A 21,995-nucleotide genomic window follows, 5' to 3' on the forward strand; every position below is an offset into this window, starting at 1 on the left:
TCATCTTGTTACGAGCCGATCGATGGTCTACCTGTTGCCCATACTCTTCGTGATTGTTCTTGCCCTCGTCATCGGCGTCGGCAGCTATTTGCTTCGCAGGCTTCTGCCTCCGGGACATGCGCTTCAATCGCGACTCACGGACGAAGCCATATCGAGCCGGATTCAGTTCGCCATAGAAAACGCCAAGGGTGTAATGGCTGTTCTCCTGGTCATCTACTTTTTGACCGTCGGTTTTATCTACTCCTGAAATCGCACGCCCAGCAAGACACGCATCGGCCTAAACTGCCTTCCCCTCTTCCTCAGGAGACAGGCCATGACCACGCTTGAAATCGCGAACCAGCTCGTCGCGTTGTGCCGGCAGGGAAAGTTCGAAGACGCGAAATCGCTCTATGCCGATGACGCCGTGAGCGTCGAGGCGGGCGCTCCGCCGGGCCAGCAGCGCGAGGCGGTGGGCCTTGCGGCCATCGAGGCCAAGGGCAAGTGGTGGAGCGACAACCACGAGGTGCATTCGTTCAAGGTCACGGGCCCGTGGCCGCACGACGACCGCTTCATCGTCGGCTTCGAATTCGACGTGACCATGAAGGCCACCGGCCAGCGTTTCAAGATGGAAGAAGCCGGCCTGTACACGGTGCGCGACGGCGCGATCGTGCGGGAAGAGTTCTTCTATTCGATGGGCGCGTAGCCGCCTCCCATAACCGGCGTAACCGGCGTAACGGTTACGCCGGTTACGGCAGTGACGACAGGCATCGCCGCCCGCGTTGTCGCGGCGCGAGGGCGGCCGGATGATTCGCGCCGTCACAACTTCCGCTCTCGTGCTTTCATGCCCTCTTCCACACCCGACGAACACCGCCGCGCACTGCTGGTACGCGGCAGCGCAACCGTCGCCGCACTCGCCGCCGCGTGGCACGGCGGCCTGGCCCATGCAGCCACCGCGCCCGATGCTGCCGCCCAGGAGCGCGCGGACCTCGCCCGCCATTTCACCGCCGCCGGCACGCCCGGCACCTTCGCGCTGTTCGACGCCGCCACGGCGAAGCTCACGCTGGTCGATGCCAGGCGCGCCGGCCAGCGCTTCGTGCCCGCATCGACCTACAAGATTCCCAACAGCCTGATCGCGCTGGAGACCGGCGCGGTGAAAGACATCGACGAGGTGCTGCCCTACGGCGGCAAGCCACAGCGCCGCGCGGAGTGGGCGCACGACATGAACCTGCGCGACGCGATTCGCGTGTCGAACCTGCCGGTCTACCAGGGCGTGGCGCGGCGCATTGGCCTGGCGCGCATGAAAGAGTGGATCGCGCGCCTGCACTACGGCAACGAGGCGCTGGGCGACGTGGCCGACCGCTTCTGGCTCGACGGGCCGCTGAAGATTTCCGCGATCGAGCAGGCGCGCTTTCTTGCGCGGCTGGGGCAGCGACAGTTGCCGCTGTCGGCGCGCACGCAGGACATGGTGCACGACATCACCCTCGTCGAAAAAACGCCCACCCATGCGCTGCACGCCAAGACCGGCTGGTACTACAAGCCGCCGGAATCTCTCGGCTGGTGGGTGGGCTGGGTCGCCGGCGCGGACGGCGGCGTGAAGAGCTTCGCGCTCAACATGGACATGCGCCGCGACGAGGATGCGCCGAAGCGCATCACGATCGGACGTGCGCTGCTGGCCGACCTGGGCGTGATGCCCGACACATCGCGCTGAGGCGACACGACATGCGCCACCTTCACCTCATCGCATGGGCCATTGCCACATTTGCTCCATTGCTAACCGCGGCCTGCGCGCAAGCCGAGCCGCTGAGCTTCGCCACGCCGCCGGCCGAGATCGCCGCACACGTGATGCGCGACGCGCCCGGCAGCATCGTGGTCGGCGTATTGCGCCAGGGCGAAACACGCTTCGCGATGCAGCGCAACAGCGTCGCGCAGGCGGGCCCGGTCCGGGAGATCGCCGCCGATGGCCAGCCGATCTTCGAAGTCGGCTCGATCAGCAAGCTCTTCACGGGCGTGCTGCTGGCGCAGGCGGTCGAGCGCGGCGACCTGTCGCTCGACGACACGCTCGGCACGCTGCTGGCCGGCCAGGCGACGCTGCCGCGGGAGACCGCGGGCATCACGCTTCGCCAACTGGTCACGCACACGGGTTGCCTGCCCGGCATGCTGCCGGCCTCCCCGGTTGCCGATGGCGGCAACCCGTTCGCGCATACCGATCGCGCGCGGTTGCTCACTGGCCTGTCGACGCTCAGGCTCGACCGGGTGCCGCCCTGCAACGGCCCCTACAGCAGCCTGGGCCTCGGCCTGCTCGGGCAGGTGCTTGCGGACCGCTACGGCAAGCCCTGGGAAATTCTGGTGCAGGAGAACATCGCCGTGCGGCTGGGCATGAAGGACACGATGCAGCACCTCGGCCCCGAGACCGGCCGCCTGGCGCCCGGCTACGAGGACAGCACACCGCGCGCGCCATGGGACTTCGATGCACTGGCGGGTGCCGGCGCGTTGCGCTCCACGGCCGCCGACCTGCTGGTGTTCGCGCGTGCGCTCATGGCCGGTCGCAAGGGTCCGCTGGGCGCCGCGGCGGAACGCGCGCTCACCCCGCAGGGCCACAGCGACATCTACGAGCTGGGCTACGCCGTGCGCATCCGCGAGAACGCCGGACGCAGGCTCTATTTCCATACAGGCCAGACCGGCGGCTATCGCGCGCTGCTGGTGTTCGCGCCGGCCACGCAGGAGGCCGCGGTGATGGTGGCCAGCAATGCGTCGGCCGGAGCGGCGCGCATGGCGGACGACATCACCCTGCCGCCGCCGGCACCCGCCAGGCGCCGATCCTCGCGCTGACCGGAACGCCCGTTTCGCCTCACGGCGCTTGCGGGTCAGCCATGAGGGCCCTCAGCGCACCGCCGGACCTAATACCGGCAAAATGCCCGGAGGTGCCCTCATGAACACAAGATTTGTCGAAGCCTTCCTCTGGGCCGCGCGGCTGGGCAGCTTCCGCGCTGCCAGCGACCGGCTCCACATCACGCAGGCGGCCGTGTCCAACCGCGTCGCCTCCCTCGAAGAAGACATCGGCGCGCGCCTGTTCGAACGCGACGCGCGCGAGCTGCGGCTCACCCCGGTCGGCGTGCGGCTCATGGACTACGGCGAGCGGCTGCTCGAGCTGCGCCGCGAGATCGTCTCTCTCGGGCGTCCGCGCGAAGACATCCTCGGCCTCGTGCGCATCGGCGCCATCGAGACTGTGGTGCACACCTGGCTGCTGGGCTTTCTCACCAACCTGCGCTCCACCTATCCGGGCATCGAGGTGCAGCTGACCTCCGAGACCACACTGGCGCTGCATCGCGGCCTGCGCGAAGGCGCACTCGACATCGCCCTGCAGACCGACCACATCGCCGGTGCGGGCATCGTCAGCACGCCCTGCCTGCCGATGCCCATGGGCTGGGTCGGCGCGCCGGGTGCGGAGCCGGTGCAGACCGTCGACCAGCTGCTGCGCCAGCCCGTGCTGACCATGAGCCCCGGCTCGCAGCCGCACGAGGCGCTGAAGAACCTCTACCGCTCCGTCGGCATTCCGCTGGGCAAGGTGCACTGCGTGAGCTCGATCTCCGCGCTGGCGCGGCTGGTGAAGGCGGGCTTCGGCAACGCGCTTGTGCCGCTGCCGCCGGTGTACGAGTACGTGGCCGCCGGCGACGTGCGCATCGTCGAATGCGACGCGCTCATCTCGCCGCAGCGGCTGGTGGTGAGCCACCTGGAAGCGGCCGATTCCGACGCCATCCGCCTCGTGGCCGAGCTGGCCTGCCGCGCGTCCGACCAGTTCACGGCCTCCGCCGTCGCACCAACCTGGCGCGGAACGACAGAGGGTTAACCCTCAAAACAGCGCATTCGCGCCCCATGAGGGGGCCAGTAATTCTTGTGGCTGCCGCCCAGAAAAACTCGTTTGTGACAGCACGGCACTGCGGCGGAAGATCGCGCCTTCATTTTTCGAAGGCCCGCCCGCCCCTGTGCCGCCATGACTGCAAGCGACTCCCTACTCTCCCCTGAAAACGCCACGGCGAACATCAACGGCCTGCTGTTCGTCGCCTCCGACGTCGACCCCGCCGACGACGCCGACTTCAACCGCTGGTACGACCGCGAGCATGTGGAAGAGCGCGTGCGCATTCCCGGCTTCCTGTCGGGCGCGCGCTACTTCTCGCTCGAGGGCGGACGCAAGTACCTGGGCCTGTACCGCACCGAATCGCTGGCCGTGTTCCGCTCCGCCGGCTACCGCGCCGCGTTCGAGAAGCAGACGCCCTGGTCGGTGGCCAACCTCGACCGCATGCGCCAGCCGATTCGCCGCGTGTGCGCCGTGCAGGCCGTCACCGGCTTCGGCAGCGGCAGCCATGCCGTGGTGCTGCCGCTGCCCGTGGCCGCCGACACACAGGCGCCGGTGGCTGGGGCGGAACGCGCCGGCCGCCAGCTGGCAGAGCAGGCAGGTTTCGTGCAGTCGTACCTGCTCGTGCCCGACGCCACGCTCAGCACGCCGCTGCCGCGCGAAGCCACAGAAGGCCGCGTGCTGCAGCCGATGCTGGTGATCGAGACCAGCAGCGCCGACGCCGCCCGCGCCGCGCGCGCCACGGCCGCCGCCGCGCTCGACGCCGACCCCGCCACCGGCTGGCTGCTCGCGCTCGGCTGGAAGCTGAGCGCGGCCGAGCTGCGCTGACCCGATCCGACTTTCATGTCTTCACCGAACAAAGGTATCTCCATGACCGAACATGTTCTTCCCACGCCGGCCGCCTCCGGCACCGCGCCCGATGCGCCGTCCGCCAAGATGGGCCGGCTGGCCATGGCCAGCTCCATCGGCACCACGCTGGAGTGGTACGACTTCACCGTCTACAACATCATGGCGGCGCTGGTCTTCAACGCGGTGTTCTTCCCGTCGTTCGACCCGCTGACCGGCACCATCCTGGCCTTCTCGACCTACGCGGTCGGCTACATCTCGCGCCCGCTGGGCGGCGTGGTGTTCGGCCACCTCGGCGACCGGCTGGGCCGGCGCTTCGTGCTGGTGGCCACGCTGGTCATCATGGGCGTGTCCACCGGCCTCATGGGCCTGCTGCCCACCTACGCGGCCTGGGGCATCTGGGCGCCCGTGGCGCTGGTTGCGCTGCGCTTCGTGCAGGGCGTGGCGCTCGGCGGCGAATGGGCCGGCGCGGTGCTGCTGTCGATGGAGCACGGCAAGCCCGACGAGCGCGGCCGCAATGCCTCGTTCACGCAGGTCGGCCCGTCGTGCGGCACGCTGATCGGCACCGGCTTCATCGCCATCGTGTCGGCCTGGCTGAGCCCTGAAGACTTCCAGAGCTGGGGCTGGCGCATTCCGTTCATCTCCAGCGTCGCGCTGGTGCTGTTCGGCCTGTGGCTGCGCCGCGGGGTCGACGAGACGCCGGTGTTCCGCGAGATGGAAGAAAAGAAGGCCACCGCCAAGACGCCCATCAAGGAAGTGCTCACGCAGCACTGGCGCCGCCTGCTGGTGGCCGGCGGCTCGCGCATCGGCTCCGACGTGCTGTATGCGCTGGTGGTGGTGTTCACCCTGACCTACGTGACGACGGTGCTGCACCTGTCGCGTCCGCTGGCGCTCACCGCCACGATGATCGGCGCGGCCTGCAACGCGATTGCGGTGCCGTGGTTCGGCAGCCTGTCGGACCGCATCGGCCGCCGCCCGGTCTACATTGCCGGCGCGTTGCTGGGCATGGTGTGGGCCTTCGTGTTCTTCGTGCTGATGGACAGCGCGCACCCGGTCGCCATCTGCGCGGCGGTGGTGGTGGGCCTGCTGATCCACGCGATGATGTACGGCCCGCAGGCCGCCTTCGTGACCGAGCAGTTCCCCGGCCGCGTGCGCTACGCCGGCGCCTCGCTGGCCTACACGCTGGCAGGCATCGTGGGCGGCGGCTTCGCGCCGCTGATCATCGCCAGCCTGTTCAAGTCGTGGGGCAGCACGGTGGCCGTGTCGCTGTACGTGGTGGCCGCGCTGGGCGTCACGCTGGTCGCCCTGGTGGTGGCGCGCGAGACCGCCAAGCGCCCGCTGGAAAACTGAGGTGCGCATGAGCTTGCGTTTTGCCTGCGAAGCCGTCGAAGCCGACGGCACCCGCACCACCGCCCTGCACACCGTCGCGCCCAGCGCGCTGGTGGTGGCCGGCTGGACCGGCCGCGACGTCGCGGCCATCGAACACCACATCGAGGAACTGGCCGCGCTCGGCGTGCCGCGCCCGTCGAGCGTGCCGCTGTACTACCGCGTCGCCACGCAACTGCTGACGCAGTCGCCAACTATCGAGGCGCTGGGCGACCAGAGCTCGGGCGAGGCCGAGCCGGTGTTCTTCTTCTCGCACGGCGAGTGGTGGCTGAGCGTGGCCTCGGACCACACCGACCGCCATGTGGAGAGCTACTCGGTCGCCGTGTCGAAGCAGATGTGCGCCAAGCCGGTGGCCGAGACCGCCTGGCGCTGGTCCGACATCGAGGCGCACCAGGACACGCTCGAGCTGCGCTCGCGCATCTTCGAGGACGGCCGCTGGGTCGACTACCAGCGCGGCACGCTGGCATCGATCCGTCCGCTGGCGGCGCTGCGCGAAGGCATGGCCCATGCCAAAGACGCACCCGAAGGCCTGTTCATGACCTGCGGCACGCTCGGCGCGCTGCCCAACGCGAAGGGCGAAGGCATCCGCCCCGCCGCGCAGATGGAAATCGAACTGCACGACCCGCTGCTGCGGCGGCGCATCGTGCATCGCTATGCGGTCGAAGCACTGCCCGTGGTGGCCTGACGATGAACGACGACTTCACCATTTCCTCCTTGCGCGCACGCATCGCAGGCGGCGAGCTGTCGCATGAAGCGCTGGTCGAGCAGGTGCTCGAAGCGGCCGCGCAGCCCGCCGCGCGGCATGTGTTCACTCGGCTCTATGCCGATGGGGCACTCGCCGCCGCGCGCCATGCCGATGCGGCGCGCAAGGCCAGCATCGAGCTCGGTCCGCTCGCAGGCCTGCCCGTGTCGGTCAAGGATCTCTACGACATCGCCGGCGAGACCACCATGGCCGGCTCCGCCGTGTGCGCGGGCGAGCCTGCGGCCGAGCATGACGCGGTCTCCGTCGCACGGCTGCGCACGCAGGGCGCGGCCATCGTAGGCAAGACCAACATGACCGAGTTCGCGTTCTCCGGCGTGGGCATCAACCCGCACCACGGCACGCCGCACAACCCGGCCGACGCGCAAACGCCGCGCATCCCGGGCGGCTCGTCTTCCGGCGCGGCGGTGTCCGTGGCGCTCGGCCTCGCGGTGGCCGGGCTGGGCTCGGACACCGGCGGCTCGATCCGCATTCCCGCCGCGCTGTGCGGACTCGTCGGCTTCAAGAGCACGCAGTCGCGCGTGCCGCGCACCGGCGCCTTCGAACTCGCGCGCTCGCTCGACACCGTCTGCGCCATGGCTCGCAGCGTGGAAGACTGCCTGACGGTGGACGCCGCCATTGCCGACACGCCGCTGGCGGTGCGCCGGCGTCCGCTGCAGGGCATGCGCCTCGCGGTGCCGCGCACGCTGATGTTCGACGACATCGAGCCGGCGGTGGCTGGCGCCTTCGATCGCGCATTGCAGACGCTGTCGAAGGCCGGCGCGCAGGTGGTGGACATCACGCTGGCCGAACTCGCCGAGATCGCGACCGTCAACGCGCCCGGCGGCTTCTCGCCCGTCGAGGCCTCGGCCGTGCACCGCGAGCGCTTCGCCGCGAAGCGCGACGGCTTCGACGCCCGCGTGGCAGCGCGCATTGCGCTGGGCACCGAGGTGCGCGCCGCCGACTACATCGCCATGCAGGACCGCCGTCGCGACTGGATCGGCCGTGTCGAGCACGCCATCGAAGGCTTCGACGCCCTCGTGTGCCCGACCGTGCCCATCGTCGCACCGCCCATCGCCGCGCTGGCTGAGGACGCGGCCTTCTTCAAGGTCAACGGACTGCTGCTGCGCAACACCTTCGCTGTCAACCTGCTCGACGGCTGCGCCTTCAGCCTGCCCTGCCATGCGCCGGGCGAACTGCCGGTGGGTCTGATGCTGGCCTCGGTGCGCGGCGACGATGCCCGGCTGGCAGCGGTGGCGCTGGCGGTGGAGGCCGCCTTGTCGGCGCAGCAGCGGTAGCCTCGGACGCCGGGTTGCACGACCGGCGAGTCAGGTCCGCCGGGCCTTCATCGGCTATGGTCTTGCGCATGTCGCAACCACAGCCCACCCTTGCCGGCCCCCGGATCCTTCTTCGCCCGCTGCTCGCATCCGACGCGGCCGCCCTTGTCGATGCCGCCGCCGACGGCGAACTCTGGAATCTGCCGTTCACCGTGGTTCCTTCGGCCGAGACGGTCGATGCCTATGTCGGCAACGCCCTCGACGGCCGCACCGCCGGCACCGTGATGCCGTTCGCTACCGTGGTCCGCGAGACCGGCCGCGTGATCGGCTCCACGCGCTTCTGGAAGATCGACCGGATCAACCGCAAGCTCGAGATCGGCAGCACCTGGATCTCGGCATCCTGGCAGAAGACCTTCGTCAACACCGAGGCCAAGCTGCTGATGCTGCGCCATGCCTTCGAGGAACTGCAATGCGTGCGCGTGCAGTTCACCACCGACGAGATCAACGCGAAATCGCGCGCGGCCATCTTGCGGCTGGGCGCGAAGCAGGAAGGCATCGTGCGCCACGAGCGCATCATGCCGGACGGCCGCAAGCGCAACTCGGTGCGCTTCAGCATCATCGACGACGAGTGGCCGGAGGTGAAGGCCCGGCTCGAGGCCCGCTTCCACGCATCGCAGGGGCCCAGGCCATGAGCCAGGCCGTCGTCGTCCCCACCACCGAATCGCATTTCGAGAGCTTGCACCGCGCGCTCGATGTCGTCGCCCGCGAGCACAAGTACCTTGCGCTGACCGAGGCGCCGCCGCTGGCGCAATCGATCGCCTTTTACCGGAATGTGATCGCCAGCGACTTCCCGCACTTCGTGGCGGTGGACGGCGGCAGGGTCGTCGGCTGGTGCGACGTGTCGCCGGTGTTCGGGCATTCGCGGGCGCACATCGGCGTACTGGGCATCGCGCTGTTGCCCGAGGCGCGCAGCCAGGGCCTGGGCGCGAAGCTGCTGCAGGCTGCCATCGACAAGTCGTGGGCACGCGGGCTGACCCGCATTGCGCTGAACGTGCGCGCGGACAACCTCAATGCCAAGGCGCTGTACGAGCGGCTCGGCTTCGAGCATGAAGGCATCGTGCGTCGCGCCAGCCTGATCGACGGCGTCTATCACGACGCCCACGCGATGGCCCTGCTTCGCTAGACTGGACCGCGTCGTCATCGAACGGAGAGCGCCCATGTGCCGCAGCATCAAGACCCTCTACAACTTCGAGCCCCCCGCCACCGAGCAGGAAATCCGCGCCGCCGCGCTGCAGTTCGTGCGCAAGCTCAGCGGCTTCAGCATACCGTCGAAGGCCAACGAGGAAGCCTTCGAGCGCGCGGTCGAAGAGGTGGCGGCGACCGCGGCGCGGCTGCTCGAATCGATGGTCACCACGGCCGAGCCCAAAGACCGCGAGGTCGAGGCCGGGCGCGCCAGGGCCCGCTCGGCGGCCCGGTTCGGCGCCGTGCCCGGCTAGCGACCGGGGAAGGGAAAAGCCCCGCCGCTGCCCGCCGGCGCGGCATTTGATATTGTGTTTGCCGGCCGCTCCAATCGATCGGGAGCAGCGAACAAGCACATGAAAAAGACCTACACCGGCGGCTGCCACTGCGGCGCCGTGCGATTCGAAGCCGACATCGACATCAGCCTGGGCACCCTTCGGTGCAATTGCGCCATCTGCACCCAGACCCGCTTCTGGCCCGCCATCGTCGCGACCGACGCCTTCCGGCTGCTGGAGGGCGAATCCGAGCTCAGCGAGCAGATGCTCGACACCCGCAACAGCCACTACATCGTCTGCAGGCACTGCAGCGTGCGTTCCTTCGGCGTGGGCCATTCGCCCGAGACCGGCGCGAGCGCCTACGGCGTGAACGTGACCTGCCTGGACGACGTGGACCTGGACGACCTGGCCAACTCGCCCATCAGCTACGTGGACGGGCACCGGGGCACCTGGCACGTCGCGCGAACGGCCATCGGAAGCTGAGCCGGAGCCTGGCCTTCCACAATCATCACAACAACCATCAGGAGACAAGCACATGCCCATCGAACTCTGGCTCGCCTTCGTCGCGGCCTCCATCGTCCTGCTGATCATCCCGGGGCCGACCATCCTCACGGTCATCAGCTATTCGATGTCGCACGGCCGCCGCGCCAACGTGCCGCTGGTGGCCGCTGTGGCGCTGGGCGACTCGACCGCGCTGGTGGTGTCGCTGCTGGGCCTGGGCGCGCTGCTCTCGGCCTCGGCCTTCTGGTTCACGGTGGTGAAGTGGGCAGGCGGCCTGTATCTGCTGTACCTGGGCATCAAGCTGCTGCGCGCCGGCATCTCGCCGAGCGAACTCGCCAAGCCGGCCGCCCCGGTCTCACACTGGCGGCTGTTCGCTAACACCTATCTGTGACGGCACTCAACCCCAAGGGCATCGTGTTCTTCGTGGCCTTCCTGCCGCAGTTCATCAGCCCGTCGGTGGACGTCACGCGCCAGATGTGGGTGCTGGCCCTCACCTTCGTCGCGCTGGCTGCGACCAACGCCACGCTCTATGCGGTGTTCGCGGCCTCGGCGCGCAGGCTGCTGTCGTCGCCGCGCGCACAACGGCGCTTCAACCTTGCGGGCGGTTCGCTGCTGAGCGCGGCGGGCATCTGGGCGCTGATGGCGCGCAGGCCCGGCTGAGGCGGCGCAAGCCCGGTTGCGTCAGTTGCGGTACGGATTGTTCGGCGCGCTGTCGTAGCGGTTGGGCACACCGTCGCCGTCCCTGTCGCGGTCGTATCGGTTCGGCACGCCGTCGCGGTCGCGATCACGGTCGCCGGCATGTGGGCGCGGCGGCGGCGGGCGGTCATAGACCGGGGTTACGCAGCCGGCCAGGATGGCCGAGGCGGCCAGTAGCAGCGCCAGTGTCTTCGTTGCCATGAAAGCTCTCCTAGTAATGTTCGTGGAACCGGCGTCGCCTCCTGCAAGCCGGGATGTGGGAACTTTGGAATGAAGCGCGCGCCCCCGCCATGCGGCACGCACCCCGTCCCCGGGTAGGCCGGCACCCCGAGGTGCTTCGCGGAGAATGTCACCGCCACATACTTTCCGAAACGACGCTCTCTTTCATGCAGTTCGCGCCCTCTTCCTTCGACCGAAAGGCCCTGGCCTTCGTCCTGCTCGCGGCGGTTTGCGCGCAACCTGCGCTGGCCCTCGTGAGCTTCGAGGAAGTGAAGCGCGACTTCCGCTCGTCCGACACGGCCGTGCTCGACCGCAACGGCGAACTGCTGCAGCGCGTACGCACCGACCCCACCGTGCGGCGCGGCCAATGGACGCCGCTGGCCGACGTGTCGCCGGCCCTGCGCACGGCCATGGTGCTGAGCGAGGACAAGCGCTTCTACGAACACAGCGGCATCGACTGGCGCGCCGTGTCGGCCGCGGCCTGGGGCAACCTGTGGAACACGCGCACGCGCGGCGCCTCGACCATCACCATGCAGCTCTCCGGCCTGCTCGACGACGACCTGCGGCGCGCATCGGGCGGCCGCAGCTTCACGCAGAAGATCGGCCAGACGGTGGCCGCCGCGCAGCTCGAGCGCAACTGGCGCAAAGACCAGATCCTGGAGGCGTACCTGAACACCGTGCCGTTTCGCGGCGAGATCGTGGGCATCGACGCGCTTTCGCGCACGCTGTTCGGCAAGGCGCCGAGCGGGCTCGATGCGCGCGAGGCGGCAGTGGCCTCGGCGCTGGTGCGTGCGCCCAATGCCAAGCCAGCGCTGGTGGCGCAACGCGCCTGCGACGTGCTGCGCACCATGGAGCCTCAGCAGAAGGTCGACTGCGAGGCGCTGGACATGTTCACGAGCGCCGCCGTGCAGCGCCGGGCCTTCGAGCCGAACGAGGGCATCGCGCCGCATGCGGCGCGGCGTGTGCTGCGCGAAGTGAAGGATGCGAAAGATGCGAAGGTGGAAGCCGGCGTGCGCACCACGCTGCGCGCGCCGCTGCAGCGCTTTGCGCTCGACACGCTGCAGCGCCACCTGCGCGAGCTGCGCGACCGCCACGTCGAAGACGGGGCGCTCGTGGTGCTCGACAACGCCACCGGCGAAGTGCTCGCATGGGTCGGCTCGTCGGGCCCGCTGAGCCAGGCCGCCGAGGTCGACGGCGTCACGGCGCTGCGCCAGCCCGGCTCCACGCTCAAGCCGCTGCTCTACGGCCAGGCCATTGCCGAGCGGCGCATCACCGCCGCATCGCTGATCGAGGACTCGTCGGCGCAGATCAGCACCGCCAGCGGCCTCTACATTCCGCAGAACTACGACCGCCGCTTCAAGGGCCCGGTGTCGGCGCGCACCGCGCTGGCCGCTTCGCTCAACGTGCCCGCCGTGCGCACGCTGGTGATGGTGTCGCCCGAGGCCTTCGCGCGCGAGCTGCGCGCCGCCGGCCTGCCGCTGCGCGAGAGCGGCGACTACTACGGCTACAGCCTCGCACTCGGCAGCGCCGAGGTGTCGCTGCTGTCGCTCACCAACGCCTACCGCATGCTGGCCAACGGCGGGCGCTACGGCACGACGACGCTGACCGCGCGGCCTGCATCCACTTCACCCACTTCACCCACTGCGGCCAACAAGGCCCGGCCCGCCGAGCCGCCCCTGCTCGATGCGGGCGCCGCCTTCATCGTCGGCGACATCCTCTCCGACCCGAATGCGCGCACCCGCACCTTCGGCCTGGACAGCATCCTCTCCACCCGCTTCTGGACCGCCGTGAAGACCGGCACCAGCAAGGACATGCGCGACAACTGGGCCGTGGGCTGGTCGCAGCGCTACACGGTCGGCGTGTGGGTCGGCAATGCCAGCGGCGCGTCGATGTGGGACGTGAGCGGCACCAGCGGCGCCGCGCCGGTGTGGGCCGAGGTGATGCGTTTCCTGCACGCGCGCGAACCCAGCCGCGCGCCCGCGCCGCCGCCCGGCGTGGTGCAGGCGCATGTGGAGTTCGGTCCCGGCGCCGACGGCGGCGCGCTGGAGGCCGCGCGCGACGAGTGGTTCCTGCAGGGCACCGAGCAGCCGCTGTTCGCACTCGACACCGGCATGGCCGGCAGTGCCGCGTCGGCGCGCATCACCGCGCCGTCCGACGGCACCATCATCGCGGTCGACCCCGACATTCCGCCGCTGCGCCAGCGCGTGCGCTTCGAGTCCGAAGGGCGCGGCGTGCAGTGGCGCATCGACGGCAAGCATTTCGCGCGCGGCAACAGCGCGCAATGGCTGCCCTGGCCGGGGCGCCATGTGATCGAGCTGGTCGACAGCACGGGCAAGGTGGTCGACCAGCGCCGCATCGAAGTGCGCGGCGCGGGGGTCGTGACCAAGAGCGCGAAGCGATGAGAGCGGGGTTCGCCGATTCCGCTGCGCATGGCTGGCTTCGCCTGGTCGCCTCGTGGATGCTGGTGGCCGCGGCGTTCGCGCTGAGCCTTCCCGCGCAGGCCAGGCCGGTGCCGGTGCCCGCGATGAGCTCGCGCGTGGTCGACCTCGCGAAGACGTTGAACGCCGACGACGCCAGCTCCCTGCGCGAAGACATTTCCGCCATCGAGCAACGCACGCAGGCCCAGCTGGCGGTGCTGATCGTGCCGACCACCGGCGAAGACTCCATCGAACAGTTCGCCACGCGCGTATTCGCGCAATGGAGGCTCGGGCGCCAGGACGAGAACGACGGCGTGCTGCTGCTGGTGGCGCTGAAAGACCGCCGCATGCGCATCGAGGTCGGCACGGGCCTGGAAGGCCGCATCACCGACATCCAGGCGGCCCGCATCATCGACGGCGAGATGACGCCGCGCTTTCGCCAGGGTGACTTCGCGGGCGGCGTGAAGGCGGCGGTGCAGTCGCTGTCGGAACTGATCAGCGCGCCGCAGTTGCAGGTCGTCGATGAAGAGCCGCAGGCCGAGCCGCGCGACAAGGAGTCATCGCTGCTGCACCGGGTGATCGATGCGTTCTCGGCCGAGTCCAGCCAGTCGCGCATCAACACGGCCTTGCTCGCGGTGATGCTCTGGACCATTGGCGTGGGCGTGTGGCACGGAAGCCGGCCGCGCCCTGCCGCGCCGCGCGTGGTGTCGCAAGGCAGCGGCAAGCGGGGCCGCAAGGGCCGGCGCGTGGACGCTCACCGGGCGCAGCGCGAGGGTGCGCTCTGGGCGGATCTGAAGACCGAGGCCGCCTCGCCCGAGCAGCGGCGCTGGCCGATGGTGCTGGGCCTGCTCGCGGCCGGCCCGGTGGCCGCGACGCTGGCGCTGATGAACCTCGCGATGCCGTTCGTCCTCTTCATGCCGGTGGGTTTCATGTACGGGGTCGGCTACCTGTCGGGCCGGTTCAGGACCGCGCGCTACGTGTTCATCTGCATCGCACTCGCTATCGCGGGGCTCATCGGCCTCGGCTTCTACCTGGGCGCCGACAAGGTGCCGTGGATCATCGCGGGCGTGCTCGCTACAGGCATCGTCGGCATCGGCATCGCGACGATCGTGGTGGGCGTGCGCGTTCACTGGAAGCGCGGCATGCTCGGCTTCATGGTGCGGCTCGCGCTGGTGACCGGCGTCATCGGCTTCGCGTTCGTGCAGCTGCGCCCGGGCCCGGACCCCGACGAAATCTGGCTCTTGATGGCGCTGGTGAGCTTCATCGCGCTGGTGCTCGGCTTCTTCCCCGCCACCGGCGGCGGCAGTGGCAATGGAGACGACGACGACCGCGACAGCGGCTGGAGCAGCAGTTCCTCGAGCAGCAGCAGCAGTTCGTCGGACAGCAGTTCCTCGTCCTCGGACAGCGGCGGCTCCAGCAGCGGCGGCGGCGCTTCCGGCAGTTGGTAGCACCTGCTAGGACGACCTGAAGATGCTCAGGACGTAGTCGACGAAGGTCTTGATCTTTGGAGAATTCCGGCGCGACGGCATGTAGACCAGGTTGATTTCCTGCGGCTTGAGCTTCAGCTGCGGCAACACCGGCAGCAGCAGCCCCATGTCCAGCTGCGGCTGGGCCAGCGACATCGGCACCAATGCAATGCCGCGGGACGACAGCGCCAATTGCAGGATCAGTTCCAGGTCGTCCGACTGGAATACGCTTTCCACGCGTATGCGGTGGGTCTTTTCGACGGCCGCGAGGCTGACCTCCCGCTTGCGCCCCTCCGCGCCGGTGGTCAGGAAAACATGCCGGGAGAAGTCCTGCAGACTCTCGATGGCCGGGTGCGGCGCCAGGTAGTCGGGCGCCGCGCACAGCATCAGCGGCTCGTCTTTCAGGTGCCGCGCCACCAGCTCGTCGCAGCCGTCGCGCCCGCGGCGGATGGCCACGTCGGCCTCGTTTCGGAACAGGTCGGCGCGGTCGTTGCCGGTCTCGACCACCACCTCGAGCTGCGGATAGTCCGCCATGAATGCCGGCAGGTGGCTCATGAGCAGTTCCCTGCCGTAGTAGTGCGGCACCACGATGCGCAGCCGCCCTGTCACCGCGCTGCCGCCCGAAGACAGGTTGAGCATGACGTCGTCGAGGATGGTCAGCACATGCTGCGCGGCCACCAGGAATTCGCGCCCCTCTTCCGTGAGCGCGAAGCGCGCGGAGCCGCGATGCAGCAGCAGATGGCCCACCTTGGCTTCCAGCCGCTGGAGCTGGCGCGAGGCGGAGGCCTTGGGTACGTTCAGCACATCGGCGGCGGAGGTCAGTCCCCCCAACTGCGCGGCTTTCGTGAACAGCCGCACGTCCGACAAAGAGAAGTCCTTCATTTCAGATTCGACGTGACCCGATTTTCTTGTTCTCTCCCTGGGCGCTCCCTGTTGGCGTCCGGGTGGGAGTGTCGAACGCCGAGCAAAAGCAACTTAAAGATTCAAAAGTGACCTTTAGTTTCATTTTCGGACAGAGAGCGGACAATTGGTAATGAAGGGGTCAACGTTTGACCAACATGGGCAAAAGTTCACCGTTTTGCCAAAAATCTTCGAATCCAGCTTGCACAATCGAGCGAACAAGGGTCAAGACAGTTGCGTGCCGCGAAAGCGAGCAACCACCGCGCTCGCATCCCGGATTTTGCACAGGAGGCAAAATTCGTCCAATCATTGAATGAATAGGCCCATCTGATGCTCGCTCAAGCTCCTCGTACCTCCCTGGCCGACGCCGCCGCCGATAGCATCCGCGCCGAGATCTCCGGCGGCCGCTGGGCCGTGGGCAGCCGCATTCCCATCGAGCCCCAGCTCGCCCTGCTGCTGGGCGTGAGCCGCGGCACGGTGCGCGAGGCGGTCAAGACACTGGTGTCGCGCGGCCTGCTCGAAGTGCGGCAGGGCTCGGGCACCTATGTGCGCTCCGGTTTCGACCCCTCTTCCAGCCTGCAGAAAATGCGCCGCGCCAGCCTGCGCGACCAGTTCGAGGTACGCCGCGCACTCGAGGTCGAGGCCGCCCGGCTCGCGGCGGTGCGCCACACGGCCCGGGACCTGCGCCGGCTGAACACGCTGCTGGACAAGCGCGGCGTGCCCGACGGGAACGACGGCGGCGACAGCTTCATCGAGCGCGACCTGGCCTTCCACCTGGCCATCGTCGACGTGTCGGGCAACCTCGCGCTGGCCGAGACCTGCCGCTTCATCACCGGCTACATCAAGGAAACGATCGCCAGCACCATGGGCACCGCGCTGCCCGAACCCGACGAGGCCGCGCACCGCGCCATCATCGACGGCATCGCCAGCCGCGACCCGGACGTCGCCGCCGCGGCGGTGCGCGCATTCATGGCGCCGATGATCGACGCGCTGGCGCTGGGCACGGCATGAGCGCCGCCGCCCTCTCACGCGATGCCGCCGTTCAACGCACCCGGCCCCCGCAGCCCTGCGCAGGCGGCGCGGCCGAAGACCTGCTGATCGACACCGAAGCCGACAACCGGCCCGCGCCGCTGCCCACGCCCGCGCCCAACCTGGGCCGCCGCATCCTGCTCGGCGCGAGCGTGGTGCTGATCGCGTTCAACCTGCGGCCGGTGTTCGCCAGCCTCTCGGTGGTGCTGCCGGAAATCATCAAGGCCACCGGCCTTTCGGCCACCGCCGCGAGCCTGCTGACCACGCTGCCCATCGTCTGCCTGGGCGCGTTCGCGCCGCTGGCGCCGGGGCTAGGGCGCCGCTTCGGCACCGAGCGCACGCTGCTCGGCTGCATGGTGCTGATCCTGCTGGGCACGGTGCTGCGCGGCACCGGAAACATCCCGCTTCTGTTCGTCGCGTCGGCCATCGCGGGCAGCGGCATCGCGGTGTCGAACGTGCTGCTGTCGGGCCTGGTGAAGCGCGACTTCGCGAAGCAGGCGGCGCTGATGATGGGCCTCTACACCATGGCCGTGTGCGGCGGCGCCGCCAGCGCGGCGGGCCTCACCGTGCCCATCGAGCACGCGCTGGGCGGCGGCTGGACCATGGCGCTGGCCATGTGGGCGCTGCCGGCCGCGGTGGTCACGCTGATCTGGGCGCCGCAGGCACTGCCGGTCAAAGCGGTGGCGAGCGAATCGGGCTTCACCGTGCGCGGGCTGTGGCGCGACAGGCTGGCCTGGCAAGTCACCTTCTTCATGGGGCTGCAGTCCGCCCTCGCCTACATCGTGATGGGCTGGCTCGCGCCGATCCTGCGCGAGCGCGGGCTCGGCAGCGAGACTGCCGGCTACGTGGTGTCGCTGTCCGTCATGACGCAGGTGGTGACCTGCCTCGTGGTGCCGGCGCTGGCGGTGAAGCTGCGCAACCAGCGTGGCCTGGCCGTGGTGCTGGCGGTGCTCACGGTGGCGGCCATGCTGGCGATGCTGTTCGCGCCGCTCGGCGGCGTATGGCTGTGGGCGGTGCTGCTGGGCATCGCGCAGGGCGGCACCTTCGCGCTGGCGCTCACGATGATCGTGCTGCGCTCGCCCGACTCGCACGTGGCCGCGCACCTGTCGGGCATGGCGCAGGGCGTGGGCTACATGGTGGCCGCCTTCGGCCCGCTGGTGGCCGGGCTGCTGCACGGCTGGACGGGGAGCTTTCGCGCCTCGTCGTGGCTGTTCATCGGGCTGGGCATCGCGCTGGTGATCGCGGGCCTCGGCGCCGGCCGCACGAAGCATGTGGGCGCGGTGACGGTGCCGCGCGGCGCCTGATCTTTCTTGCTGTCTACTGCGGCCCGCCGCCGCAGAAGTCGGCCGAGCCGCCACCGCTGCCATCGGCGGCAAAGCGCGAGCGCGTGCTGACGGTGGCGCTGGCCGGCACGTGCGCGGCCCAGTCGCTCTGCAGCCAGGTGAACTGCCAGCCGTAGGGGCCGCCGGCCTTTGCCGGCTCGCCGTAGGCAATGCGCAGGCTGCCGCTGCTTTCGTCGTGGCAGTGCTTCGAGGTCTTGTATTCCTTCTCGGAGAAGCAGGCGCGGATCATCTTGCTGCAAGAGAACGGAATGGCCTCGTACGCGGCCTTGGCGGACGCGGGATCGGCGTCCAGCGGCACGAAGTCGGCGGTGGAAAACGACGCGCCGCCGCCCGAGTAGCCCTCGAACTGGCGCTGCAGCACCGCCACGGCCCAGCGCCCGTCGGCCAGCGGATAAAGAGCCGGCGCGAGCGCGCGCTGGACCTCGCGGTTGCCCGCCTCGCCTTCCTTGACGGAACCGGCGTACCCGGTGAAGTCGTACACGCGATCGAGCTTCCAATCCGTGGCATCCGCCGCGCGCTTCAGCCGGCCCAGGACCAGCGGCGCTTCCGACAGCACCACGTAGTCGCCGGGTGCGCCGCCGCGCGGACGATGGAGCGTCAGCGCCTTGGCGTCGCAGGGCTGGGGCAGCAAGGCGCACAGGTGGGCGCGCCAGTCGGCATCTATCGACTCGGGCTGCTTTACCGCGACGAAAACCTGCGCCGCCGGGGCGGCAACGGCGGGCACCGCGAACGGCAGCGCGGCCAGCAGCGCCGCGGCAATGGGCATTTTCTTCATGGGGCCGATGGTAAAACGCGGGCCGTGAACTCCGCCCCAACCTCTACTCCCATCCTGCAACTGCAGGACATCGGCTTCGCCTACCCCGGCCAGAGCGCCATCGCGTCCGGCTGGACTGCCTCGATCGGCGCCGGCGTGACGCTGCTCCATGGCGACACGGGCGCCGGCAAGTCGGCCCTGCTCCAGGTGATCGCTGGCGTGCTGCCCGCCAGCGGCCGGCTGACGGTGGCCGGCACCCGCCTGGACGCCTCGCCCGAGGCCTACCGCCGCCAGGTCTTCTTCGTCGACCCCGCCACCGACCGCTTCGACCAGCTCACCGCCCGCGAGTGCACGCGGCAACTGACCGAGGGCGACAGCGGCTTCGACCCGGCCGCCTGGCAGGCGCTGGTCGACGGCTTTTCGCTCGAGCCGCACCTCGACAAGAAGCTGTTCATGCTCTCCACCGGCTCCAGGCGCAAGGTCTGGATGGCGGCAGGGCTTGCCTCGGGCCGGCCGCTGGTGCTGCTCGACGAGCCGACCGCCGGACTCGACGCCGGCTCCGCCCGCTGCCTCTGGCGGGCGCTGACGGACGTGGCCGGGCAGGGGCGCCGGGCCGTGCTGGTCGCCAGCGCGGCGCTGATCGACACCGTGCCGCTGGCCGCTACCATCGCCCTGCCGCTGGATTGACAGAGCCTGTTACGGGGAGATCGCACCCCGGATCGGCCACCCTCCTTCCGCCCGGCGACAATCGCCACCTTCGTGAACTGATTTATCCCTGAAGTTCACGCCACCCGACAACCCAGGATTTACGGACGCAAGCGCATGAGCTCGAAGCAACCCACCATCGTCTACACCCTCACCGACGAGGCGCCCCTGCTGGCGACCTACGCGTTTTTGCCCATCATCCGCGCCTTCACCACCCCGGCCGGCATTGACGTCACCACCAGCGACATCTCGGTGGCAGCCCGCATCCTGGGCGAATTCCCCGAATTCCTGAGCGACGACCAGAAGGTGCCCGACAACCTGGCCGAACTGGGCAAGCTCACGCTCAAGCCCGAAGCCAACATCATCAAGCTGCCCAACATCAGCGCCTCGGTCGCCCAGCTCAAGTCGGCGATCAAGGAACTGCAAGGCAAGGGCTACAAGATCCCCGACTACCCGGAGAACCCGACCTCGGACGAGGACAAGGACATCCGCGCGCGCTACAACAAGTGCACCGGCAGCGCCGTGAACCCGGTTCTTCGCGAAGGCAACTCCGACCGCCGCGCACCCAAGGCCGTCAAGGAATACGCACGCAAGAACCCGCACAGCATGGCCGAGTGGAGCCAGGCCTCGCGCTCGCACGTCTCGCACATGCACGGCGGCGACTTCTACCACGGCGAAAAATCCATGACGCTGGACCGCGCGCGCAACGTCAAGATGGAGCTGATCACCAAGAGCGGCAAGACCATCGTGCTCAAGCCCAAGGTCGCGCTGCTGGACCGCGAGGTCATCGATTCCATGTTCATGAGCAAGAAGGCACTGCTGGCCTTCTATGAAAAGGAAATCGAGGACGCGCACAAGACCGGCGTGATGTTCTCGCTGCACGTCAAGGCCACCATGATGAAGGTCTCGCACCCCATCGTGTTCGGCCACTGCGTGAAGATCTTCTACAAGGAAGCCTTCGAGAAGCACGGCAAGCTGTTCGACGAACTGGGCATCAACGTCAACAACGGCATGGTCGACCTGTACACCAAGATCGCCACGCTGCCCCAGAGCACGCAGGACGAGATCAAGCGCGACCTGCACGCCTGCCACGAGAACCGCCCCGAGCTGGCCATGGTCGACTCGGCCAAGGGCATCACCAACTTCCACTCGCCCAACGACGTCATCGTCGACGCATCCATGCCCGCGATGATCCGCAACGGCGGCAAGATGTGGGGCGCCGACGGCCGCCTGAAGGACGTCAAGGCCGTGATGCCCGAATCGACCTTCGCCCGCATCTACCAGGAGATCATCAACTTCTGCAAGTGGCACGGCGCCTTCGACCCCAAGACCATGGGCACGGTGCCCAACGTGGGCCTCATGGCCCAGAAGGCCGAGGAGTACGGCTCGCACGACAAGACCTTCGAGATCCCGGAAGACGGCGTTGCCAACATCACCGACCTGGACACCGGCGAAGTACTGATGAGCGAGAACGTGGAGCAAGGCGACATCTGGCGCATGTGCCAGGTCAAGGACGCCGCGATCCGCGACTGGGTCAAGCTGGCCGTCACCCGCGCGCGCAACTCGGGCATGCCGGTGGTGTTCTGGCTGGACGCCTACCGCCCGCACGAGGCGCAGCTGATCACCAAGGTCAAGATGTACCTGCACGAGCACAACACCTCGGGCCTGGACATCCAGATCATGAGCCAGGTGCGCGCCATGCGCTACACGCTGGAGCGCGTCGTGCGCGGCCTGGACACCATCAGCGCCACCGGCAACATCCTGCGCGACTACCTGACCGACCTGTTCCCCATCATGGAACTGGGCACCTCGGCCAAGATGCTGTCGATCGTGCCGCTGATGGCCGGCGGCGGCCTGTACGAGACCGGCGCGGGCGGCTCGGCCCCCAAGCACGTGCAGCAGCTGGTGGAAGAAAACCACCTGCGCTGGGACTCGCTGGGCGAATTCCTCGCGCTGGCCGTCAGCCTGGAAGACCTGGGCCTGAAGACCGGCAACAAGAAAGCCGCCATCCTGGCCAAGACGCTCGACACCGCCACCGGCAAGCTGCTGGACAACAACAAGAACCCGTCGCCCAAGACCGGCCAGCTCGACAACCGCGGCAGCCAGTTCTACCTGGCCATGTACTGGGCGCAGGAGCTGGCCGCGCAGACCGAAGACAAGGAGCTGCAGGCCCTGTTCGTGAAGCTGGCCGACTCGCTCACCAGCAACGAGAAGAAGATCGTCGACGAGCTGGCGGCGGTGCAGGGCAAGGCCGTGGACATCGGCGGCTACTACCTGGCCGACAAGGCGAAGTTCGAGGCGGTGATGCGCCCGAGCGCCACGCTGAACGCGGCGCTGGCTTCCGCGCAAGGCTGATGGGAACTGCGGTGCG

Annotated in this window: 22 protein-coding genes and 1 pseudogene; 20 read left to right on the plus strand and 3 right to left on the minus strand. The window is 68.8% G+C overall.

The genetic code is table 11. The annotated features are described in order from the left end of the window. The first annotated feature begins 22 nt into the window (after positions 1–22). From ACWV14_RS24595 to ACWV14_RS24660, 14 genes and pseudogenes are all read left to right on the plus strand, one after another. Positions 23–247: a hypothetical protein gene (locus ACWV14_RS24595; protein ID WP_454904215.1), complete on the plus strand. Its 225-nt coding sequence runs from the start codon at positions 23–25 to the stop codon at positions 245–247. A gap of 66 nt (positions 248–313) precedes the next feature. Beyond that, positions 314–682: a SnoaL-like domain-containing protein gene (locus ACWV14_RS24600; protein ID WP_454904216.1), complete on the plus strand. Its 369-nt coding sequence runs from the start codon at positions 314–316 to the stop codon at positions 680–682. A gap of 138 nt (positions 683–820) precedes the next feature. Further along, positions 821–1,687, plus strand: a complete 867-nt coding sequence (gene blaOXA, locus ACWV14_RS24605; protein WP_454904218.1) for a class D beta-lactamase — start codon at positions 821–823, stop codon at positions 1,685–1,687. A gap of 11 nt (positions 1,688–1,698) precedes the next feature. Continuing rightward, on the plus strand, positions 1,699–2,808 hold the full coding sequence (locus ACWV14_RS24610) for a serine hydrolase domain-containing protein (RefSeq protein ID WP_454904220.1): 1,110 nt from the start codon (positions 1,699–1,701) through the stop codon (positions 2,806–2,808). Positions 2,809–2,908: 100 nt separating this feature from the next. Next, a complete protein-coding gene (locus ACWV14_RS24615) occupies positions 2,909–3,826 on the plus strand; it encodes a LysR family transcriptional regulator (RefSeq protein ID WP_454904222.1) in 918 nt (305 codons plus the stop codon). Positions 3,827–3,970: 144 nt separating this feature from the next. Then, positions 3,971–4,660: a hypothetical protein gene (locus ACWV14_RS24620; RefSeq protein ID WP_454904224.1), complete on the plus strand. Its 690-nt coding sequence runs from the start codon at positions 3,971–3,973 to the stop codon at positions 4,658–4,660. 42 nt (positions 4,661–4,702) lie between these two features. Then, a complete protein-coding gene (locus ACWV14_RS24625; RefSeq protein WP_454904226.1) occupies positions 4,703–6,028 on the plus strand; it encodes an MFS transporter in 1,326 nt (441 codons plus the stop codon). Between the two features lie 7 nt (positions 6,029–6,035). Then, entirely contained in the window at positions 6,036–6,749 is a 714-nt protein-coding gene (locus tag ACWV14_RS24630) for a DUF2848 domain-containing protein (protein WP_454904227.1), read from the plus strand. Positions 6,750–6,751: 2 nt separating this feature from the next. Then, positions 6,752–8,101, plus strand: coding sequence for an amidase (locus tag ACWV14_RS24635; protein WP_454904228.1), 1,350 nt, complete (start codon positions 6,752–6,754; stop codon positions 8,099–8,101). Positions 8,102–8,169: 68 nt separating this feature from the next. Further along, positions 8,170–8,772 (plus strand): GNAT family N-acetyltransferase, encoded by a 603-nt coding sequence (locus ACWV14_RS24640; RefSeq protein ID WP_454904230.1) that lies wholly within the window; start codon positions 8,170–8,172, stop codon positions 8,770–8,772. After that, entirely contained in the window at positions 8,769–9,263 is a 495-nt protein-coding gene (locus ACWV14_RS24645; protein ID WP_454904232.1) for an N-acetyltransferase family protein, read from the plus strand. Before ACWV14_RS24640 ends, ACWV14_RS24645 begins: the two co-directional genes overlap by 4 nt. Before the next feature lie 34 nt (positions 9,264–9,297). Further along, a complete protein-coding gene (locus tag ACWV14_RS24650) occupies positions 9,298–9,576 on the plus strand; it encodes a DUF2277 domain-containing protein (RefSeq protein ID WP_454904233.1) in 279 nt (92 codons plus the stop codon). 99 nt (positions 9,577–9,675) lie between these two features. Beyond that, on the plus strand, positions 9,676–10,077 hold the full coding sequence (locus ACWV14_RS24655) for a GFA family protein (protein ID WP_454904235.1): 402 nt from the start codon (positions 9,676–9,678) through the stop codon (positions 10,075–10,077). A gap of 52 nt (positions 10,078–10,129) precedes the next feature. Continuing rightward, positions 10,130–10,755, plus strand: a pseudogene (locus tag ACWV14_RS24660) (LysE family translocator). Between the two features lie 21 nt (positions 10,756–10,776). Here the strand turns inward: ACWV14_RS24660 and ACWV14_RS24665 are convergent. Next, positions 10,777–10,992, minus strand: a complete 216-nt coding sequence (locus tag ACWV14_RS24665; protein ID WP_454904236.1) for a hypothetical protein — start codon at positions 10,990–10,992, stop codon at positions 10,777–10,779. Positions 10,993–11,177: 185 nt separating this feature from the next. Between ACWV14_RS24665 and pbpC the strand changes: the two genes are divergently transcribed. Both pbpC and ACWV14_RS24675 read left to right on the plus strand, forming a co-directional pair. Beyond that, the gene (pbpC, locus tag ACWV14_RS24670) at positions 11,178–13,412 is read left to right on the plus strand and encodes a penicillin-binding protein 1C (RefSeq protein ID WP_454904238.1); all 2,235 of its coding nucleotides are present in this window, start codon (positions 11,178–11,180) and stop codon (positions 13,410–13,412) included. Further along, positions 13,409–14,875 carry a TPM domain-containing protein gene (locus tag ACWV14_RS24675; RefSeq protein ID WP_454904240.1) on the plus strand — a complete coding sequence of 489 codons (1,467 nt, stop codon included), beginning with the start codon at positions 13,409–13,411 and terminating at the stop codon, positions 14,873–14,875. The genes pbpC and ACWV14_RS24675 overlap by 4 nt, the downstream gene beginning before the upstream one ends. A gap of 6 nt (positions 14,876–14,881) precedes the next feature. On the opposite strand, the gene ACWV14_RS24680 is transcribed toward ACWV14_RS24675, so the two are convergent. After that, complete coding sequence (locus ACWV14_RS24680; RefSeq protein ID WP_454904242.1) at positions 14,882–15,775, minus strand: LysR family transcriptional regulator; 894 nt, start codon at positions 15,773–15,775, stop codon at positions 14,882–14,884. A gap of 348 nt (positions 15,776–16,123) precedes the next feature. On the opposite strand from ACWV14_RS24680, the gene ACWV14_RS24685 reads away from it, so the two are divergent. Together ACWV14_RS24685 and ACWV14_RS24690 are read left to right on the plus strand one after the other, a co-directional pair. After that, positions 16,124–16,804, plus strand: coding sequence for a FadR/GntR family transcriptional regulator (locus tag ACWV14_RS24685; protein WP_454904243.1), 681 nt, complete (start codon positions 16,124–16,126; stop codon positions 16,802–16,804). After that, positions 16,801–18,126, plus strand: a complete 1,326-nt coding sequence (locus tag ACWV14_RS24690) for a CynX/NimT family MFS transporter (protein WP_454904245.1) — start codon at positions 16,801–16,803, stop codon at positions 18,124–18,126. Before ACWV14_RS24685 ends, ACWV14_RS24690 begins: the two co-directional genes overlap by 4 nt. 13 nt (positions 18,127–18,139) lie before the next feature. Here the strand turns inward: ACWV14_RS24690 and ACWV14_RS24695 are convergent, their stop codons facing one another. Beyond that, positions 18,140–18,940, minus strand: a complete 801-nt coding sequence (locus tag ACWV14_RS24695) for a hypothetical protein (RefSeq protein ID WP_454904246.1) — start codon at positions 18,938–18,940, stop codon at positions 18,140–18,142. A gap of 24 nt (positions 18,941–18,964) precedes the next feature. Between ACWV14_RS24695 and ACWV14_RS24700 the strand changes: the two genes are divergently transcribed. Both ACWV14_RS24700 and ACWV14_RS24705 read left to right on the plus strand, forming a co-directional pair. After that, positions 18,965–19,606: an ABC transporter ATP-binding protein gene (locus tag ACWV14_RS24700; RefSeq protein ID WP_454904248.1), complete on the plus strand. Its 642-nt coding sequence runs from the start codon at positions 18,965–18,967 to the stop codon at positions 19,604–19,606. A gap of 135 nt (positions 19,607–19,741) precedes the next feature. Beyond that, complete coding sequence (locus tag ACWV14_RS24705; protein WP_454904249.1) at positions 19,742–21,979, plus strand: NADP-dependent isocitrate dehydrogenase; 2,238 nt, start codon at positions 19,742–19,744, stop codon at positions 21,977–21,979. The last annotated feature ends 16 nt before the right edge of the window (positions 21,980–21,995 follow it).

It is taken from the genome of Variovorax durovernensis (genome assembly GCF_977011995.1).

Coding starts and splice junctions, on each gene's coding strand:
- ACWV14_RS24690 (WP_454904245.1), top strand. CDS start 16,801: ATGAGCGCCGCCGCCCTCTCACGCGATGCCGCCGTTCAACGCACCCGG.
- ACWV14_RS24655 (WP_454904235.1), top strand. CDS start 9,676: ATGAAAAAGACCTACACCGGCGGCTGCCACTGCGGCGCCGTGCGATTC.
- ACWV14_RS24665 (WP_454904236.1), bottom strand. CDS start 10,992: ATGGCAACGAAGACACTGGCGCTGCTACTGGCCGCCTCGGCCATCCTG.
- ACWV14_RS24650 (WP_454904233.1), top strand. CDS start 9,298: ATGTGCCGCAGCATCAAGACCCTCTACAACTTCGAGCCCCCCGCCACC.
- ACWV14_RS24625 (WP_454904226.1), top strand. CDS start 4,703: ATGACCGAACATGTTCTTCCCACGCCGGCCGCCTCCGGCACCGCGCCC.
- ACWV14_RS24645 (WP_454904232.1), top strand. CDS start 8,769: ATGAGCCAGGCCGTCGTCGTCCCCACCACCGAATCGCATTTCGAGAGC.
- ACWV14_RS24615 (WP_454904222.1), top strand. CDS start 2,909: ATGAACACAAGATTTGTCGAAGCCTTCCTCTGGGCCGCGCGGCTGGGC.
- ACWV14_RS24610 (WP_454904220.1), top strand. CDS start 1,699: ATGCGCCACCTTCACCTCATCGCATGGGCCATTGCCACATTTGCTCCA.
- ACWV14_RS24695 (WP_454904246.1), bottom strand. CDS start 18,940: ATGAAGAAAATGCCCATTGCCGCGGCGCTGCTGGCCGCGCTGCCGTTC.
- ACWV14_RS24685 (WP_454904243.1), top strand. CDS start 16,124: ATGCTCGCTCAAGCTCCTCGTACCTCCCTGGCCGACGCCGCCGCCGAT.
- ACWV14_RS24680 (WP_454904242.1), bottom strand. CDS start 15,775: ATGAAGGACTTCTCTTTGTCGGACGTGCGGCTGTTCACGAAAGCCGCG.
- ACWV14_RS24595 (WP_454904215.1), top strand. CDS start 23: ATGGTCTACCTGTTGCCCATACTCTTCGTGATTGTTCTTGCCCTCGTC.
- ACWV14_RS24640 (WP_454904230.1), top strand. CDS start 8,170: ATGTCGCAACCACAGCCCACCCTTGCCGGCCCCCGGATCCTTCTTCGC.
- ACWV14_RS24620 (WP_454904224.1), top strand. CDS start 3,971: ATGACTGCAAGCGACTCCCTACTCTCCCCTGAAAACGCCACGGCGAAC.
- ACWV14_RS24630 (WP_454904227.1), top strand. CDS start 6,036: ATGAGCTTGCGTTTTGCCTGCGAAGCCGTCGAAGCCGACGGCACCCGC.
- pbpC (WP_454904238.1), top strand. CDS start 11,178: ATGCAGTTCGCGCCCTCTTCCTTCGACCGAAAGGCCCTGGCCTTCGTC.
- ACWV14_RS24675 (WP_454904240.1), top strand. CDS start 13,409: ATGAGAGCGGGGTTCGCCGATTCCGCTGCGCATGGCTGGCTTCGCCTG.
- ACWV14_RS24635 (WP_454904228.1), top strand. CDS start 6,752: ATGAACGACGACTTCACCATTTCCTCCTTGCGCGCACGCATCGCAGGC.
- blaOXA (WP_454904218.1), top strand. CDS start 821: ATGCCCTCTTCCACACCCGACGAACACCGCCGCGCACTGCTGGTACGC.
- ACWV14_RS24705 (WP_454904249.1), top strand. CDS start 19,742: ATGAGCTCGAAGCAACCCACCATCGTCTACACCCTCACCGACGAGGCG.
- ACWV14_RS24600 (WP_454904216.1), top strand. CDS start 314: ATGACCACGCTTGAAATCGCGAACCAGCTCGTCGCGTTGTGCCGGCAG.